At 69.8% G+C, this 17,152-nt stretch carries 9 protein-coding genes and 1 pseudogene; 9 read left to right on the top strand and 1 reads right to left on the bottom strand.

The window, feature by feature from the left end; genetic code table 11:
* The first annotated feature begins 313 nt into the window (after positions 1–313).
* The 3 genes and pseudogenes from dgt (at position 314) to HJG43_08240 (ending at position 3,655) form a co-directional block, all read left to right on the top strand.
* Positions 314–1,606, top strand: coding sequence for a dNTP triphosphohydrolase (gene dgt / locus HJG43_08250; protein ID UER54531.1), 1,293 nt, complete (start codon positions 314–316; stop codon positions 1,604–1,606).
* Positions 1,607–1,610: 4 nt separating this feature from the next.
* Positions 1,611–1,973 (top strand): annotated as a pseudogene (locus tag HJG43_08245) (IS1634 family transposase).
* A 119-nt stretch (positions 1,974–2,092) separates the two neighbouring features.
* The gene (locus HJG43_08240) at positions 2,093–3,655 is read left to right on the top strand and encodes an IS1634 family transposase (protein ID UER54530.1); all 1,563 of its coding nucleotides are present in this window, start codon (positions 2,093–2,095) and stop codon (positions 3,653–3,655) included.
* A gap of 531 nt (positions 3,656–4,186) precedes the next feature.
* Here the strand turns inward: HJG43_08240 and HJG43_08235 are convergent.
* A complete protein-coding gene (locus HJG43_08235) occupies positions 4,187–4,831 on the bottom strand; it encodes a hypothetical protein (protein ID UER54529.1) in 645 nt (214 codons plus the stop codon).
* A 655-nt stretch (positions 4,832–5,486) separates the two neighbouring features.
* Between HJG43_08235 and HJG43_08230 the strand changes: the two genes are divergently transcribed.
* The 6 genes from HJG43_08230 to HJG43_08205 all read left to right on the top strand — a co-directional run bounded on the left by HJG43_08230 (position 5,487) and on the right by HJG43_08205 (position 16,948).
* On the top strand, positions 5,487–9,137 hold the full coding sequence (locus tag HJG43_08230; GenBank protein ID UER54528.1) for a phage resistance protein: 3,651 nt from the start codon (positions 5,487–5,489) through the stop codon (positions 9,135–9,137).
* An 11-nt stretch (positions 9,138–9,148) separates the two neighbouring features.
* The gene (gene pglZ / locus HJG43_08225; protein ID UER54527.1) at positions 9,149–11,845 is read left to right on the top strand and encodes a BREX-2 system phosphatase PglZ; all 2,697 of its coding nucleotides are present in this window, start codon (positions 9,149–9,151) and stop codon (positions 11,843–11,845) included.
* Positions 11,842–13,167: a BREX system ATP-binding protein BrxD gene (brxD, locus tag HJG43_08220; protein UER54526.1), complete on the top strand. Its 1,326-nt coding sequence runs from the start codon at positions 11,842–11,844 to the stop codon at positions 13,165–13,167. The genes pglZ and brxD overlap by 4 nt, the downstream gene beginning before the upstream one ends.
* A 19-nt stretch (positions 13,168–13,186) precedes the next feature.
* Positions 13,187–15,271, top strand: a complete 2,085-nt coding sequence (locus HJG43_08215) for a DEAD/DEAH box helicase (GenBank protein ID UER54525.1) — start codon at positions 13,187–13,189, stop codon at positions 15,269–15,271.
* A 100-nt stretch (positions 15,272–15,371) separates the two neighbouring features.
* Positions 15,372–16,055, top strand: a complete 684-nt coding sequence (locus tag HJG43_08210; GenBank protein UER54524.1) for a hypothetical protein — start codon at positions 15,372–15,374, stop codon at positions 16,053–16,055.
* A complete protein-coding gene (locus HJG43_08205; GenBank protein ID UER54523.1) occupies positions 16,052–16,948 on the top strand; it encodes a nucleotidyl transferase AbiEii/AbiGii toxin family protein in 897 nt (298 codons plus the stop codon). The genes HJG43_08210 and HJG43_08205 overlap by 4 nt, the downstream gene beginning before the upstream one ends.
* The last annotated feature ends 204 nt before the right edge of the window (positions 16,949–17,152 follow it).

Raw genomic sequence — 17,152 nt, 5'->3', positions numbered from 1 at the left:
GGCTGTCTGTCGGGCGCTTCGTACGCGGCAGCGCGCCGCTGTCGGTAGCCTCCTACAGACTCAGCCATGTTGAGAGATCGCCAAGGAGGAGGAGGATCCCCGTGGGTCGTGCGCGAGATCTACATGCTGCCGAGCAGGCGGTGCTCGATGCAGTCGCCCAAGCTGGAGAGGCTGCGAGCATTGCTGAAGTTGTGCGGGCAGCTTCGGCCAAGCAGCCAGGTGCTCAGGTACGGGAGGCTTACTGGAAGCTCCTCTCGGAGCACCGTCTGAGCCGTTCCTCGTCTGGGCAGTTGCGAACTAAGCAAGCAACGAGGTGACAAACCGCTTTGGTCGGCTGTGGCGGTCCACCGACGAAGAGAAGGATCCCCCGGATCCTCGCACTCCCGGTCAGCGTGACCGTGACCGCGTCCTGTACACGCCGCAGTTCCGACGTCTGGCAGAAGTAACGCAAGTCGTCGGCAGTCATGAGCTCGACTTGTTTCATACACGCCTCACGCATACCCTGGAAGTTGCACAGATTGCTCGCCGCATAGCGGAAAGGCATGTCAGAGATCAAGATTCTTCAATAGATCCAGACGTCGTCGAGGCAGCAGCCCTGGCCCATGACCTCGGGCATCCGCCTTTTGGTCATATTGCGGAAGAGAAATTGGATCAACTGCTCGTTGACGACAATCAGCCAGAGGGATTTGAAGGAAATGCTCAATCGTTCAGGATTCTAACCAAATTGGCTCGCCGGGCGGAAGTGCATCCTGGTCTGGACTTGACGCGAGCCTCACTGCAAGCGATGACCAAATACCCCTGGTCCCGCGGCATGGCAGGCAAACATAGGCACAAGTACGGATACTACTACCCTGAGCGGCAGGACTTCACATGGTCTCGGGAGGGACTTCCCTCCACGAGGGCCGACAGGAAGACGCCCGAGGCAGAGATCATGGACTGGGCTGACGATGTGGCCTATGCTCTTCATGACACGGAGGACTTCTTTCAGGCAGGTTTCATTCCCCTCGACCGGCTCGCGCGGGACGAGGAGGAGCAGAGCAGGTTCCTCGATCGAACCTTCGAGCGGTGGAGCAGGGAAGCCAAGGTACTGCTAGGGGGCCGCGAGGACTACGAGTCTGATGCGGCCAACCTGTTCTATGAATTCCCGACGGAGCCGTGGGTCAGTGCGACAGCTCGGGGCATCATGGCCCGCCTTGTGCCGATAAAGATCAATAGTTACGTCTCTGGGTTGCGATTTGACTCAGATTCGGTCACAGAGGATGAGCACATGCGCCGGGAGATTGATCTCTTGAAGAGTCTCACCTGGACTTACGTCATCGAGGCCCCTGCCCTGGCAGCGCAGCAAGCAGGCCAGCGAAAGATTATTGAGACCCTTTACCACTACTTCGTTGAATCGGCTGCCACGAATGTGCATGTCTTGCCGGCGTGGGCACGCTCCTATTTGGGGGATGAGACGCTTACCAATCAGCACGGTTCTCTGGATATGGCGCGACAACGTGTGGCGTGCGACGTGGTGGCCAGTCTCTCAGATAGGCAGGCATATGCGCTACATGCGCGTTTGACCGGCCAGGAAGCGGGCAGCGTGTCCGCGGCCATTATTCGATGACCCGCTCATCACCAGCCGGTCCAGTGCCCTGCTGTGGCAGGTCCTGGTCAGCACGTACGCGCGGTTGGGGTTCGACGCGCTCGGGGACGAGGCGTTCAAGCAGCTGGTGCTGGCCCGGCTGGTCGAGCCGACCAGCAAGGCCGACTCTGTGCGTGTCCTGGACGAGCTGGGGGTCGCTCACGCCTCGCTGCGCACGATGTTCCGGTCGCTGGCCCGCTGCCAGGAGCGTGGGTACCGGGACCAGATCGCTAGGGCGTGCTTCGAGCACGCCAGTGTCCACGGTGATCTGTCGCTGGTGCTGTACGACGTCACCACCTTGTACTTCGAGGCCGAGAAGGAGGACGACCTGCGGCAGGTCGGGTACACAACCGGCGCCTCCTGACTCGTGCCACTTCTCCGGGATCTGGTGGGTGCGGGGGGATCGCTGCTGGTCAGAGGGTTGAGTAGGGGGGCTGCGACACACTAATCGGTGGGTAGTGTCGCCGGGTGGTGTTCGTTCGGAAGGTGCGGACGGGGTCGGGGGCGACGGCGGTGCAGATCGCTGAGCGGGCGGGCGGGCGTGACCGGGTGCTGGAGCACGTGGGGTCGGCGCGCACGGCGCAGGAGCTGACGGCGCTGCTGGAGGTCGCCCGCCGCAAGATCCGCCCGGGTCAGGGCGAACTGGACCTCAGCGGTGGGTCGGTGCCCGCTGGTCAGGCGGTCATCACCAGCCGGTCCAGTGCCCTGCTGTGGCACGTCCTGGTCAGCACGTACGCGCGGTTGGGGTTCGACGCGCTCGGGGACGAGGCGTTCAAGCAGCTGGTGCTGGCCCGGCTGGTCGAGCCGACCAGCAAGGCCGACTCTGTGCGTGTCCTGGACGAGCTGGGGGTCGCTCACGCCTCGCTGCGCACGATGTTCCGGTCGCTGGCCCGCTGCCAGGAGCGTGGGTACCGGGACCAGATCGCCAGGGCGTGCTTCGAGCACGCCAGTGTCCACGGTGATCTGTCGCTGGTGCTGTACGACGTCACCACCTTGTACTTCGAGGCTGAGAAGGAGGACGACCTGCGGCGGGTCGGGTACTCCAAGGAACGCCGCGTGGACCCGCAGATCGTCGTTGGGCTGCTCGTGGACCGGGCCGGGTTCCCGCTCGAGGTCGGCTGCTTTCAGGGCAACAAGGCCGAGACGACCACGATCCTGCCGATCATCCAGCAGTTCCAGGCCCGCCACCAGGTCGCGGACATGGTCGTCGTCGCCGACGCGGGGATGCTGTCGGCGGCGAACCTGCGGGAACTGGACGAGGCGAACCTGCGGTTCATCGTCGGCTCGCGGGTCACCAAGGCGCCGGTCGACCTGGCCTCCCACTTCCGCTGGCACGGGGACGCGTTCACCGATGGGCAGGTCATCGACACGATCACCCCACGCTTGTCCACCGGCACCGCCCGCAGCAGCAACGACACCACCAAGCGCGCCGAACCCGTGTGGGACCCGGCCGTGCACGAGCGGTCGTGGCGGGCAGTGTGGTCGTACTCCAGCAAGCGAGCCGCCCGCGACGGCAGGACCCTCACCGCGCAGGAGAACAGGGCCAGGGCAGTGGTCTCCGGGGAGAAGGCCGCCCGCACACCCCGGTTCGTCACGACGGCGAACGGCGCAGTCAGTCTCGACCAGGCGGCCCTGGACCGCGCCCGCCGGCTCGTCGGGTTGAAGGGCTACATCACCAACGTGCCCGCCACGCTCATGGCGGCCAGTGAGGTCATCGACTCCTACCACTCGTTGTGGCAGGTCGAGGCCTCGTTCCGCATGAGCAAGAGCGACCTACGGGCCCGTCCGGTGTTCCACCACGACCGCGACGCGATCGAGGCCCACCTCACTGTCGTCATGGCCGCCCTCGCCGTCGCCCGTCACCTGCAGAACACGACCGGGATGAGCCTCAAGAAGATCATCCAGGCGTTACGCCCGCTGCAGCAGATCACCGTCAACATCGCCGGACACGAACATCCCGCCAGCGACCCCCTCACCGACACCGCCCGCACGATCATCGACGCTGTAGGTGTCAAGTGGCCGACACACTAAATCGGCACGAGTCAGGTAGGGCGTGCTTCGAGCACGCCAGTGTCCACGGTGATCTGTCGCTGGTGCTGTACGACGTCACCACCTTGTACTTCGAGGCCGAGAAGGAGGACGACCTGCGGCAGGTCGGGTACACAACCGGCGCCTGGTGCTTTCGTGGTAGATGCGGCCAGCGCCTTCCGTTGCCACCTTACTAGCCACATCACTAGTCCCTCTGCGAACAGCCGCAGATAGCGACGCGCAAACGTACGGGAAGTTCCCTCACGGTTCTCATCCAAGAAACGGAACTGACAATTCTCGTCCTGTTGGCTTCAATGCACTTGAGGCATTCTTCACCGCACTGTCGCCAAGAGGCAGCCGTTCAAAGTGTTCTGAGTTAGGCACCCACTCCCATAGAGATGCCCGCCCGGTTCAAACCGACCTGCGCTGCTCTAGGGCACGGCAAACGCGGCGGTCCTCGTCCTGCCCCGAACTCGGAGTTCTTGGCGTGCATCGCCAGGGTATGCGAAAGGTACTTCGCCTTGCCGAAGAAAATCACCGTGACTGTTGGGCCGGTTCAGCACCCTCTCCGGAGTCCAGATCGTTGATAAACAGTCGGAGCAGGTCGCCGTCGCGGAGAGACTTGTTGCTAAGACCTAAGTCCTTCCTAATGGTCAAGAACAACTCCTCCAACTTCCGCATGCCCTGTCTTCCTTGAGTCAGATCCTTTGGATTCATCTTCATCGTGGCGTACCTGTAATCAACCCATGCTCGGATCACGTCATCCGAGCCCCAGACAACCGCCTGCTTGGTAAAGTTCCCCAACACCCTAGCCACCTCAGCCTGGTCCATTCCCTCCTTGCGCTCCTCCGCCGTCTTAGTGAAGCCAAGGGACTCTAGCAAACCAGCGATGAACTCTTCGTAGACCGGCGTCCTTTTTTGTTGTTGCTCCCGCTCACGGGCGTTTCGCCGTTCGAAGAAGCGGGTCAGCAGGACGGAAAGCACAGCGACCAGAACCGTGGTAGCACCGGTGAGTAACGCTGCCGCAACCTCCGGCCCAGCGTCTGAGAACGCTTCTATAATTGCGCGTACAAGGGCGAAGAGCAGGTATCCAGCCAGCCCAAAAAGCACCAGCATGAGCGGCCACGCCCACCACGGGGGTCCCGATCCGCCAGTCCTGTTTTCCGTCGCTCCCGGCATGGCAGAAGGGTACGGAGCCAGGGTCTCCTGATCTGCCAGACACGCCGCATGGTGCCACTTGCCAGGAAGTTGAACTGTGCCACCGCAACAGGGACCAGGCGGCGGGGCTAGCGGCTATGGTGGTACTCGCGACCTGAGCGGGGGACCACAACCGCCGCCGGAACCTCAAGCGTTCGATGCAGACCCGGGTCACGCGAGCACGACTGCCACCCAGCTGGCATCTCTTGCGTTCAAAGGTTGACGTCTTGGCTGGTGCCACAGCGTGGGGTCGGCGCGGCACCGACATCACGGGCACAATCATCGACGCGGTAGGCGTCAAGTGGCCGACACACTAAAACGGCGCGAGTCAGGTGCGTCGCCTGGCCGTGGACTGGGCCGGCGGCAGAGTTCAGGTGGATGGACATTCAAGGTCGACAGCAACGAGGTAGCGGCTGGACCGTGGAGGAACTCGTCCCGAGCTCGGCTATGCCTCTGCCGCAGTGGTGGGCACTCTCGTCACTCGGCCAGGGCAGGATTCTGGACGCCGCACGCTTCGACATCTGATGGCCCGCGACGGGCCAAGGAGGTCCCGGACACCGAGGCAGTCACCTCGTAAGGTGCCTACCAGGGCCCACGGCAGACCCAGCGCGACGGATGACCCGGAGACCATGACGCAATGAGCACCACCACGACCGCCACCACTCCACTGCGGGACGCCATCGTCATCCCGCGGTCGGTCAGCGCCAACGACTACGTGCTCAAGCTGACCGAGGGCGTCGCCCACGCGCAGGAGACCCTCGGCCAGTACGTCGTCACGCCCGAGCTGGCCCGCAACTTCGACCAGGCCCTCGATCTGGTGCGCGGCGCGCTGGAGAAGGGCCGCAGCGACGGCGCCTTCCTGCACGGGTCGTTCGGGTCCGGCAAGAGCCACTTCATGGCCGTGCTCCACCAGGTCCTGCGCCACGACCCGGTGGCCCGCTCCCTGCCGGGCCTGGAGGCCGTCGTGGCCCGGCACGACACCTGGCTGGCCGGGCGCAAGGTGCTGACGTTGACCTACCACCTCATCGGGGCGGAGAGCCTCGAGCAGGCCGTCCTCGGCGGCTACGTCGAGCAGGTGCGGCGCCTGCACCCGGACGCCCCGCTGCCCGAGGTGCACGTCACCGACGCGTTGTTCGCGGACGCCGACCGGTTGCGCGCCACCATGGGCGACGACGCCTTCTTCGCCCGGCTCGCCGGTGCGGGGGCCGCGGCAAGCGGGTGGGGAGACCTGGCCGCCGGCTGGGACGCCGAGCGCTACGACGCCGCCCGCAACGCCGAGCTGGGCGACACCGAGCGCATGCGCCTCGTCAGTGATCTCGTGGCCACCTTCTTCGGCGCGTACGCGACCCACGCCGGCTACGTCGACATGGACCGCGGCCTGGCCGCCGTCAGCGCCCACGCCCACTCCCTCGGGTACGACGCCGTCGTCCTGTTTCTCGACGAGCTCGTGCTGTGGCTCGCCTCGCGCATCTCCGACCAGGCCTTCGTCGCCAGCGAGGGCGCCAAGGTAGCCAAGCTCGTCGAGGCCGCCGACGCGCGCCGCCCGGTGCCGCTCGTGTCGTTCATCGCCCGCCAGCGCGACCTCAAGGACTTCCTCGGCGACCATGTCCCCGGCGCTGAGAAACTGGCCTTCGGCGAGACGTTCCGGTGGTGGGAGGACCGGTTCAACCGGATCACCCTCGAGGACCGGAACCTGCCCGTCATCGTCGAGAAGCGGCTCCTGCGCCCCAACCCGGACGGCAACCCCGAAGCGCTGCGGGTCGCCTTCGACAGCCTCACCCGCGAGCCGAAGATCTGGAACGTCCTGCTCGAGGGCCTCGACACCGACGGGCGCGGCGGCGCCGACGCCGAGGCGTTTCGGCGGACCTACCCGTTCTCCCCGGCCCTGGTCTCCACGCTCGTCGCCCTCTCCGGCCTGCTGCAGCGCGAACGCACCGCCCTCAAGGTGATGCAGCAGCTCCTCGTCGACGGCCGCGACGAGCTCACGGTCAAGGACCTCATCCCGGTCGGGGACCTGTTCGACGCGCTCGTCGGCAGCGGCGACGTCCCGCTCACCGACGAGATCCGCCAGCACTTCACGAACGCCCGCACCCTGTACGCCGACAAGCTGCGACCGCGTCTGCTGGATCGGCACGGGCTCACCGAGGAGCAGGCGAAGGACCTGCCCCGGCTGCACCCGTTCCGCACCGACGACCGCCTCGTCAAGACGGTCCTGCTGTCGGCCCTGGCGCCCCAGGTGCCCGCGCTGCGCAACCTCACCGCGGCCAAGCTCGCCGCGCTCAACCACGGCACGATCGCCACCCCGCTGCCCGGCACCGAGGCGGTCCGCGTCGTCGACCTCATGCGCGCCCTGTCCGGCGACGTCGGCGAGCTGCGGCTCACCGACGACCCGAAGAACCCGCTCATCACCGTGGAACTCGCCCAGGTGGACTACGAGAGCGTCCTGGAGCGGGTCCGCAGCGTCGACAACACGGGGGAGCGGCGGCGTCTGCTGCGGGAGATGGTGTTCGACTCCCTCGGCATCCAGCAGCGGGAGACCCTCACCCACGAGATCCAGCACAGCGTCGTGTGGCGGGGCAGCCGGCGCACCGTCGACGTCCTGTTCGGCAACGTCCGCGACCGCACCGAGATGCCCGACGACGTCCTGATGTCCTCCGGCGGGCGGTGGAAGGTCGTCATCGACTTCCCCTTCGACGCCGAGCGCAGGTCCCCGAACGACGACCACGCACGCGTCGAGGAGCTCCTCGGCCAGGGCGTCACCAGCCAGACCGTCTGCTGGATCCCGGCGTTCTTCACCGAGGACCGGATGCGTGACCTCGGCGACCTCGTCTGCCTCAACTACCTCCTCGCGTCCACCGACCGGTTCGACTCCAACGCCTCCAACCTGTCGGTGCAGGACCGGGCCCAGGCCAAGGTCATCCTGCAGAACCGCCAGGCGTCCCTGCGGCAGCGGCTGCTGGACGTCGTCCAGCAGGCCTACGGGGTGACCAAGCCGCAGCGCGCCGACATCGACCACTCCTTCGGCGAACCGACGTTCCTCGCCTCGCTGGACCCCTCCTTCACCGTCGGGGCACCGGTCGGGGCCCGGCTCGCCGACGCCTTCGAGCACCTCGTCGACCAGATGCACACCCACTCCTACCCCGACCACCCGAAGTTCGAGGCCGAGGTCCGCCGCGCCGACCTGCTCAAGGTGCTCGACCACGTGCGGCGCGCCGTCGCCGAGGGCGGCCGGATCCCCGTTGAGCAGGCGCAGCGCGCGACACTCGCGCGGATCTGCAACCGGCTGCAGGTCGGGGAGATGCTCGAGTCGCACTTCCTCTTCGACGCCTCCACGTTCCCCTGGCGAGACCGTTTCGGCCAGCTCGCCGCCCAGCACGGCACCGGGTCGTCCCTCACGGTTGCCGACCTGTGGGCCTGGACCGACCAGCCGCGGCCGCGGGGCCTGGACCCGCTGGTCCGCAACCTCCTGGTCTGCGCCTACGCGCTGATCACCGACCGGGCGTGGTACCGCCACGGTGCACCCGTGCCGATGCCGTCGCTCGACGAGGTGAAGCCGGACCACGAGCTGCGGGAGCCTCGGCTGCCGGACGACGCCGACTGGTCGGCCGCCGTCCGCCGCGCCGCTCGCCTGTTCGGCGTGCACAGCCCCGAGCTGCGCTCGGCCGCGAACCTCTCGGCGCTGGCGAGCGGCGTCCGGGCCAAGGCCTCCGCCTGGGGGAGTGCGGCACGTGACCTCGTGGCCGCCCTGGAGACGCACGCCGGCACCCTCGGCCTGGACGACGAGGCGCGCACCGGGCGACTGGCGACGGCCCGCGCCGCCGCCACCCTGGTCGAACGCCTCGCCCGCGAGCAGGACGACGTCACGCTCGTCACCGTGCTCGGTAGGGAGGCCCTGCCAGCCCCCGACGAGGTGGCCGCCAAGTCGCTGTCCAGTGCGGCCGAGGTCACCAGCGCGCTGCGCGCCACCCAGTGGCCCATCGTCGAGGGGCTGCTGCCGCTCGTCGACCAGCGCCCCGAGGCCGCAGCCGTCGTCGACGAGCTGCGCGCGGCGGCACGCTTCGAGGAGCACGCCAAGCCGCTGGCGCCGGTGCTGCGGGCCACGGTCGAGGCCGCGGTGCAGATCCTCGCGCCGCCGCCGCCGGTGCCGCCTCGCCCCCGACCGGTCACCGTCCGCGGAGAGCGCACGGTCCGAGGCCGGGACGTCGAGGACGTCCTGGCCGAGGTGCGGCAGACCGCGCAGCAGCACCCGGACGACACCATCACCGTGACGTGGTTCGTGGAGTCGTGAGCGTCACCGCGGTGAGCCCAGTGCTGCCGGTCGTCACGCAGCCGGTGGTCCGTGCCTTCGCCCGCCAGGTGCACCGCGGGCGGCACCGCAGCCGGGTCATCGGCATCCACGCCCAGCCGGTCTGGAACGGCCCGCCGTCCTTCACCGTCGACGGCACGACCGTGCACGTCCGGGCGTGCGTCTCGGCCCTCGCCGTCCGGGAGGCGCTTGCCGAGCACGCGACCCGGCCCGACGACGTCCTCGTCGTCATCACCGACGTCCACGACCTCGGCCACGGCATCACGGCCCACCTCGCCGGCGGGCGGCTGCACGCCGTCCAGCTGTGGCAGGCGGTCAAGGACGCCTTCGCCGCCACCAAGCTGGACCCCCTGCTCGTCGCGGAGAAGGCGTGGGCGCCGCGGGCCCTGGTCGACCACGAGCCGCCCGGCGGATGGCCCGCCGCTCCCAGCGGGGTGCTTACCCGTGACCACGCCCTCGGCCACCTCGCCGCCGCGCTGCTGCGCCGAGGGCCTGACGAGTCGCCCTACGTCGAGGCCGAGCACCCGGACCCGGAGGGACTGCTTCGGTGGTCCGCCGACCCGGTGGCGCTGCGGCGCTGGCTCGACCTGCCCGAGCCGGTCAGAACCGGCCTCGGTGCCTGGCTGGCCGGCCGCACCGGGAAGGCCGGCGCGTGGACCCTGCGAGCCGTCGAGCACGGGCGCGGCGGCGACGCTGCCGCCCTCGGACTGGTCGCCTGGCTGCTGTGGCACGAGGACGCCGACCCCCTGGACGTCGGCCCCGCCCGCGGGCAGCTGCGCGCCCTGCTGGGCGGCGCCAACGTCACCGAGGACGACGCGCGCACCTGGGGTCGCACCGTCACCGCGACCGTCTCGGCCTGGCTGGCCGGCGGCGACCAGGCCGCGATCCTCGCCGTCCACCGCGCCGAGGCCCTGCTGCACGAGCTGCACGCCGAGCAGGTGGTGTCCCTGTCCGACCAGCTGGACGGCGCGTTCGTCGAACGGCTGCGCCGGCTCGCGGACGCCGCCCGAGCCGCCCTCGCCGACCCCAGCCCAGCCGCCCTGGCCCCGGTGGAACAGGCGCACTCGGCGCTGCTGGCCCACGACCTCGCCGGCCGTGACGACCGCGCCCACACGGCGACCATGGCCGTCCGGCTGCTGCGGTGGCTCGCCGCGGAGCCGCCGACCGGCCAGGACGACGTGGACACGCTGGCAGCGGCCCTCGACCGGCAGGTCCGCGTCGGGGCGTGGGTGGATCGGGCCGTGGCGGCCGTGTGGTCCGGCGACCCCGACCCGCACGTCGGCGCGGCCTACCGGGCTCTCGCCGAGCGGGTGCTGGAGCGCCGCGCCACGGACGACGAGCGGATCGGCGCCCTCGTCGCCCGAGCCACCGAGGACGACGCCGACCCGGGCCGGATCGTCCTCGTCGAGGACCTCCTGGCCCGCGTCGTCCGGCCGCTGGCGGCGGAGCGACCGGTTCTGCTGCTCGTCGTCGACGGGATGCCCGCGTCGGTGATGACCGAGGTCGCCGAGGGCCTGCGGGACCGGCGCTGGGTCGAGCTGGTCTCCGAGCCAATCGGGGCGCGCCAGGCGGTGCTGCCCGTCCTGCCCACCGTCACCTCGGCGTCCCGCACCAGCCTGCTGACCGGCCGCCTCCAGGTCGGCTCCCAGGTGACCGAGCGCTCGCAGTTCCCGGCGGCCGTCGGCGAGCCGGCGAGGATCTTTCACAAGGCCGACCTGCGGACCGCCGCCGGCGAGGCCCTGGCGGCCGACGTCCGCGGCGCCCTGCTGGACCCGCAGGTCCGGGTCGTGGCCGTCGTCCTCAACACCGTCGACGACTCCCTCGACAAGATGGACCCCGGGGGCACCCGGTGGGGCCTGGACGCCATCCAGCACCTGTCCCCGGTGCTGGACGCGGCCCGGCAGGCCGACCGGGTCGTGGTGCTCACCGCCGACCACGGGCACGTCGTCGAGCGCGGCAGCGAGCTGCGCTCGGCCCCCGGCTCCGGCGCCCGCTGGCGACCCGCGACGACCGGGCCGGCCGGCCCGGGGGAGGTCGCCGTCCGGGGACGCCGGGTGCTGCTCGGTGACCACAGCGTCGTCCTGCCGTGGCAGGAGCGCCTGCGGTACACCAGCATCGGTGCGGGCTACCACGGTGGTGTCAGTGCCGCGGAGGTCGCGGTGCCGCTGACCGTGCACGTCGCCGGTGTCGTGGAGCGGCTCGCCGGCTGGGTGCCCGGCCCGCCGCCGGAGCCGGTGTGGTGGCACAGTCCTGTCGCCGGGACGTCGGACGTCGTGACACCGCCAGTGCCCAGGCGGCCCGCGGTGGACACCAGCCCCACGCTGTTCGACGACCTCGAGCCGCCGGCGCCGGCGGGGGCCGCCGACTCGGCGGCGGACCTGGTCACCGCCCTGCTCGCCAGCGACGTCTACGCCGCGCAACGGGCACGCAGCGGCCGCGCCGCACCCGACGACGAACGGGTGCGGGCGGTGGTGTCCGCCGTGCTGCGCGCCGGCGGGCGGATGCACCAGAACAGCGTCGCCGCCGAGGCGCGGATCCCGTTGGCGCGCACCAGCTCGGTGCTCGCCGCCATTCGGCGCCTGCTCGCCGTCGACGGGTACGAGGCCCTGTCGGTGGACGCCGACGGGGTCACCCTCGTGCTCGACGTGCCGCTGCTGCGTGAGCAGTTCGGGCTCGGAGCGACCTCGTGACGACGATCAGCGAGCGGCGCCGACGGGAGATCGTCGACGCGCTGCGCCGAGGCACCGTCCCGCAGAACGGCCTGGACGTCCTCGCCGTCGGCCTCGACCGGTTCGAGGGCGCCGTCGCGGCCGAGCTGGACACCGTCTGCGGCGGCGGCTCGGTGTTCAAGGCGGTGCGCGGGGAGTACGGCTCCGGCAAGACGTTCTTCTCCCGCTGGCTGGGTGAACGGGCCAAGGCACGGGGGATGGCGGTCGCCGAGGTGCAGATCTCCGAGACCGAGACCCCCCTGCACCGCCTGGAGACCGTGTACCGCCGCGTGTGCGAGGCACTGACGACGGCCGAGTTCCCACCCTCGGCGTTCCGGCCCGTTCTCGACGCCTGGCTGTTCACCCTCGAGGAGGACGCGCTCGCCGGCGGTGTCGCCGAGACCGACACCACTGCCCTGGCGGCGGCGGTCGACACGCTGCTGGAGAGACGGCTGGCCGACGTCAGCCGGACGGCGCCGACGTTCGCGACCGCCCTGCGCGGCTACCGGGCGGCGGTCACCGCCGGCGACACGGCCACCGCCGACGGCCTCGCCGCCTGGGTCGCCGGTCAGCCGCACGTCGCGGCGTCCGTGCGGCGGGCCGCCGGCATCCGCGGCGAGCTCGACCACTTCGGCGCGTTCGGCTTTCTGCAGGGGCTGCTCGCCGTGCTGCGCGACGCCGGGCACCCCGGGCTCCTCGTCGTCCTCGACGAGGTGGAGACCCTGCAACGGGTGCGTTCCGACGTCCGCGAGAAGGCCCTCAACGCGCTGCGGCAGCTCATCGACGAGATCGACAGCGGCCGGTTCCCGGGTCTGTACCTGCTCGTCACCGGAACCCCGGCGTTCTTCGAGGGCACGCAGGGCGTGCAGCGGCTGCCTCCGCTGGCGCAACGGCTGGCGGTCGACTTCACCACCGACGCACGGTTCGACAACCCGCGCGCCGTCCAGGTGCGGCTGCCGGGCTTCACCCGCCAGTCGCTCGTCGAGGTGGGGCGCCGGGTCCGCGACCTGTACGCGCAGGGCTCCCTCGCCCCGGCCCGGATCAGCGCCCTCGTGGACGACGCGTACGTGGACGACCTGGCGACCGCCGTCGCCGGGGGGCTCGGGGGAAAGGTCGGCATCGCACCCCGGGTGTTCCTCAAGAAGCTCGTCAGCGACGTCCTGGACCGGGTGGACCAGTACGACGACTTCGACCCCCGCCGGCACTACCGGCTGACCATGGCGGCCTCCGAGCTGACCGAGGTCGAGCGGAACGCGGCCGTGAGCGCGGCCAGCAACCCGGACGAGGTGGACCTCGAGCTATGACGCGTCGTCCCCGGTGCCGATGAGTCCCGTCGAGCGGCTGCACCCCGTCGTCCTGCACCACGTGGCCAACACCTTGGGCTGGCCCGCGCTCCGGCCGTTGCAGGAGGCGGCGATCGACCCGCTGCTCGACGGGGACGACGCCCTGCTCATCGCCCCCACCGCCGGTGGCAAGACCGAGGCCGCGATCTTCCCGCTGCTGTCCGCTGCCGCCACGGCCGGGTGGACGGGGCTGTCGGTGCTGTACGTGTGCCCGCTGCGGGCGCTGCTGAACAACCTGCACCCCCGGCTGAGCACCTACGCGTCGTGGACCGGTCACCGGGCGGGCCTGTGGCACGGAGACACCGGCGACACCGCACGGCGCAGAGTGCTCGCCGAGCCCCCCGAGATCCTGCTGACCACACCGGAGTCGCTCGAGGCGATGCTCGTCTCCACCCGGGTCGACCCGCACGCGCTGTTCGCCGACCTGCGCGTCGTCGTCGTCGACGAGGTGCACGCCTTCGCCGGTGACGACCGCGGATGGCACCTGCTCGCCGTGCTGGCGCGGCTTCAACGACTGGCCGGGCGCCGGCTCCAGCGAGTCGGCCTGTCCGCCACCGTCGGCAACCCGGAGCAGCTGCTCGCCTGGCTGCAGGGCAGTGAGCCCGCCCACGAGCGGGCACGGGTGGTGATGCCACAGCAGGCGACGGCCGCGCGCAGCGCCGACGTCGGGCTGGACTACGTCGGTTCGGTATCGAACGCGGCCAAGGTCATCGCCTCGCTGCACCGGGGTGAGAAGCGGCTCGTGTTCTGCGAGAGCCGCCGACAGGTCGAGGAGCTGGCTGTCTCCCTGCGCACCCACGGCGTCACCACGTTCGTGTCGCACTCGTCGCTGTCGGTGGACGAGCGCCGGCGGGCGGAGACGGCCTTCGCCGAGGCCCGCGACTGCGTCATCGTCTCGACGTCCACACTGGAGCTCGGTATCGACGTCGGTGACCTGGACCGGGTCGTCCAGGTCGACGCGCCCACAACGGTGGCGTCGTTCCTCCAGCGCCTCGGGCGCACCGGGCGGCGCTCCGACACTTCTCGAAACGCGTTGTTCCTCGCCACATCCGGGGAGGCGCTGGTGCACAGCGCGGGCCTGCTGTCGCTGTGGGCCCAGGGCTGGGTGGAGCCGGTCGTGCCGCCACCCTCGCCACGGCACCTCGTGGCCCAGCAGCTGCTGGGCGTGTGCCTGCAGGAGCACCGGGTCGGGGACGCGACCTGGCGGGAGTGGGTCGACGTCGGCGGCGTGGAGCCGGCAGACGCCGACGCCGTCGTCGACTGGCTCGTCACCACAGGGCACCTCGACCACGACTCGGGGATGCTCTTCATCGGCCCGGAAGCCGAACGCCGTTACGGTCACCGGCACTTCATGGACCTCGTCAGCTCGTTCACGGCCGAGCCCCAGTTCACCGTGATCGCCGGTCGACAGGAGCTCGGGACGGTGGACCCGCTCGTGCTGACCCGCAAGGTCGACGGGCCGCGGCTGATCGTCCTCGCCGCGCGTGCCTGGCGGGTCACCCACATCGACTGGCGGCGACGCCGCTGCTGGGTCGAACCGGCCGAGGACAAGGCCAGGATGCGCTGGCAGGGCCAGCCCCAGCCGCTGTCCTTCGAGATGACCCGAGCCCGGCGCGACGTCCTGCTCGGCTCGACGCCGCCGGTCACTCTCAGCGCCCGCGCCCAGCAGGCAATCGAGCGCGAGCGCGAGCTCGCGGCGCCGACCGTGGCCGCCGGGTCGACGGTCGTGGATGTGGAGGGCAGCTGGTGGTGGACGTGGGCCGGTGCACGGGCCAACGCCACGCTGGCTGCGGCGATACCGGATCTGGTGGACGCGCGCAGCCGGTACGAGAACGACCGCATCCGGCTGCGGGGAGGGGTGGGGATCGCCGAGCTGCGGGCCGCGATCTCCCGCATCGATCCGGGGGACCGGTGGCTGCCCGACGTCGATGGGGCTGCGATCCGCGGGTTGAAGTTCGGCGGCAGCCTTCCGCCGGAGCTGGCGGTGCGCACGCTGGCGGAACGACTGGCCGACCGGGCGGGCGCCGACGTCGTGCTGCGAGAGGGGATGACTCGGCGGGGGTAGGGGGAACGCCGGGATTCGGGCTCGTTGGGCCGGCGCTTCTGTGATACTGCGAACTAGATCATATGTGAGCTACATTGAAGTAGTGCCTAGCGTCACCACGATGAGTCGGCTGGGAGCGTTCGCCGAGGAGCAGTGGGGTCTGGTGACCCGGCGTCAGGCTGAGGGCGCTGGTGTTCCCGCCGCCACGATGACCCGTCTGGTCAAGGAGGGCACCCTGGACCGGGTCGCTCACGGGGTCTACCGGCTCGCGGGCGCTCCGCAGACGGACCATCTCCAGCTCCGTGCGGCCTGGCTGCAGCTGGCCCCCGACGTCCCGGCGTGGGAACGCACACCCCAGCAGGGTGTCGTCTCGCACCGCTCCGCGGCAGCCCTGTACGGGCTCGGGCACCTGCCGGCGGACTCCCATGAGTTCACTGTTCCGGTGCGCAGGCAGTCGCGACGCCGGGACGTCAGACTGCACCTCGGGGAAGTCGGCAACCTCTGGACGAAGATCGGCGGACTGCCCGTGACTCGCCCGTGCCGCACCGCGGCCGACCTGCTGCGGGATCGGGAGGACCCGGAAGCCGTCGCTCACGTCGTGGTTGACGCGATCGAAGCGGGGTACGACCGCCCTGCCAGCTTCGCCGAGTCGCTCGCGCCGGCGGCGCCTCAGCTGGGCCTGCGTCGGGGCGACGGCCTGGCGGTGCTGCGTTGGCTTCTCGACCTCGTGGGTGCCCGCGACAGTGCGACGTGGCTTGCGGAGGCGGGTGCTCTTGATGAGCCCAAGGCGCTCCGGAAGCCATGAAGGACAGACCCTCCTACGCCACTCCCGCGGCGTTCCGGCGAGCGCTGACGGACCGGCTTACGTCGATTGCTGCGGGAAGCCGATGGTCGTTGTCACAGCTGCAGCGCCAGATTGCCTACGACCGCCTCTTGGAGCGGCTTTACCTCCTCGACGACGGTTGGGTGGTGAAGGGCGCGACGGCGTTGCTGGCGCGGGAACTCGGCATGCGGGCGACCATTGACGTCGACGTCTATCGGCTACAGGCGCGATCTGCTAGCGAGACCGACCTTCGCAGCGCGGTCGAGCGGGACATCGGGGACTGGTTCCGATTTGAGATCGGTCCGTCGCGCGCCGGTGGTGAGGGGCAACCTGGGACGCGACTGCCTGTCACTGCCTACATCGGCGCAACGCCGTGGGCAAGTTTTCACGTGGACCTTGTCGGTGCTGACCTGCGGATGACGGGGGACCCCGACCCAGTCCCGCCGTTGGCGCGCATCGACATGCCAGGGGTAGAGCAGCACGGTTACCGTGCCTACCCACTGGCGGACCATCTGGCCGACAAGGTCGTTGCGACGATGCAGCGCTACGGGGGGCAGGCGCTACCGTCGACTCGGTTCAAGGATCTTGTCGATCTTGTGGCCATCGTCTCGGGTGCGGAGTTGGACGCCGCAAAGGCGCGGCGTGCGCTCCTGTCGGAGGCCGACCGTCGAGGAGTCGTGCTCATGACTCGTTTCGACGTCCCAGACCGTGGCTTGTGGGAGGGTGGCTACGCCGCCGAGGCCGGTCGCGCAGTGGGCCGGATCCCTTCGACCCTGAACGAGGCTCTCGCGGTCGTCCGTCCATGCCTTGATGGTCTGCTTGATGGCAGCGCAGCGGGGACGTGGTCTCCTACGACCAGACGGTGGGAGGGCTGACGTCCGCACCATTGGCAGAGGTCTGGCGCGCACGCGTGTGCCGCACGATAGTGCTGTTGCCGGGATTTTAGCCAAGTCACGACGGTGACCGTCGACCGGCCTGAGGCGAACAGGAAACCAGCGCATGGTCAACGCGAAGGGCACCGGGGACACGTCCTCCACGTCACGGTCCGCCGCGTCAGCGGCGGACGTCCCGTCGCCGTC

The organism is Kineosporiaceae bacterium SCSIO 59966 (assembly GCA_020881835.1).
Classification (GTDB): domain Bacteria; phylum Actinomycetota; class Actinomycetes; order Actinomycetales; family SCSIO-59966; genus SCSIO-59966.
The sequence above is the reverse complement of the archived record's forward strand: the minus strand, read 5'-3'. Positions and strand labels throughout refer to the sequence as shown.

What these genes read in the sequence shown, in the direction of transcription:
- HJG43_08210 (UER54524.1), top strand. Translation starts at nt 15,372, where the DNA reads ATGAGTCGGCTGGGAGCGTTCGCCGAGGAGCAGTGGGGTCTGGTGACC.
- HJG43_08215 (UER54525.1), top strand. Translation starts at nt 13,187, where the DNA reads ATGAGTCCCGTCGAGCGGCTGCACCCCGTCGTCCTGCACCACGTGGCC.
- HJG43_08230 (UER54528.1), top strand. Translation starts at nt 5,487, where the DNA reads ATGAGCACCACCACGACCGCCACCACTCCACTGCGGGACGCCATCGTC.
- HJG43_08205 (UER54523.1), top strand. Translation starts at nt 16,052, where the DNA reads ATGAAGGACAGACCCTCCTACGCCACTCCCGCGGCGTTCCGGCGAGCG.
- HJG43_08235 (UER54529.1), bottom strand. Translation starts at nt 4,831, where the DNA reads ATGCCGGGAGCGACGGAAAACAGGACTGGCGGATCGGGACCCCCGTGG.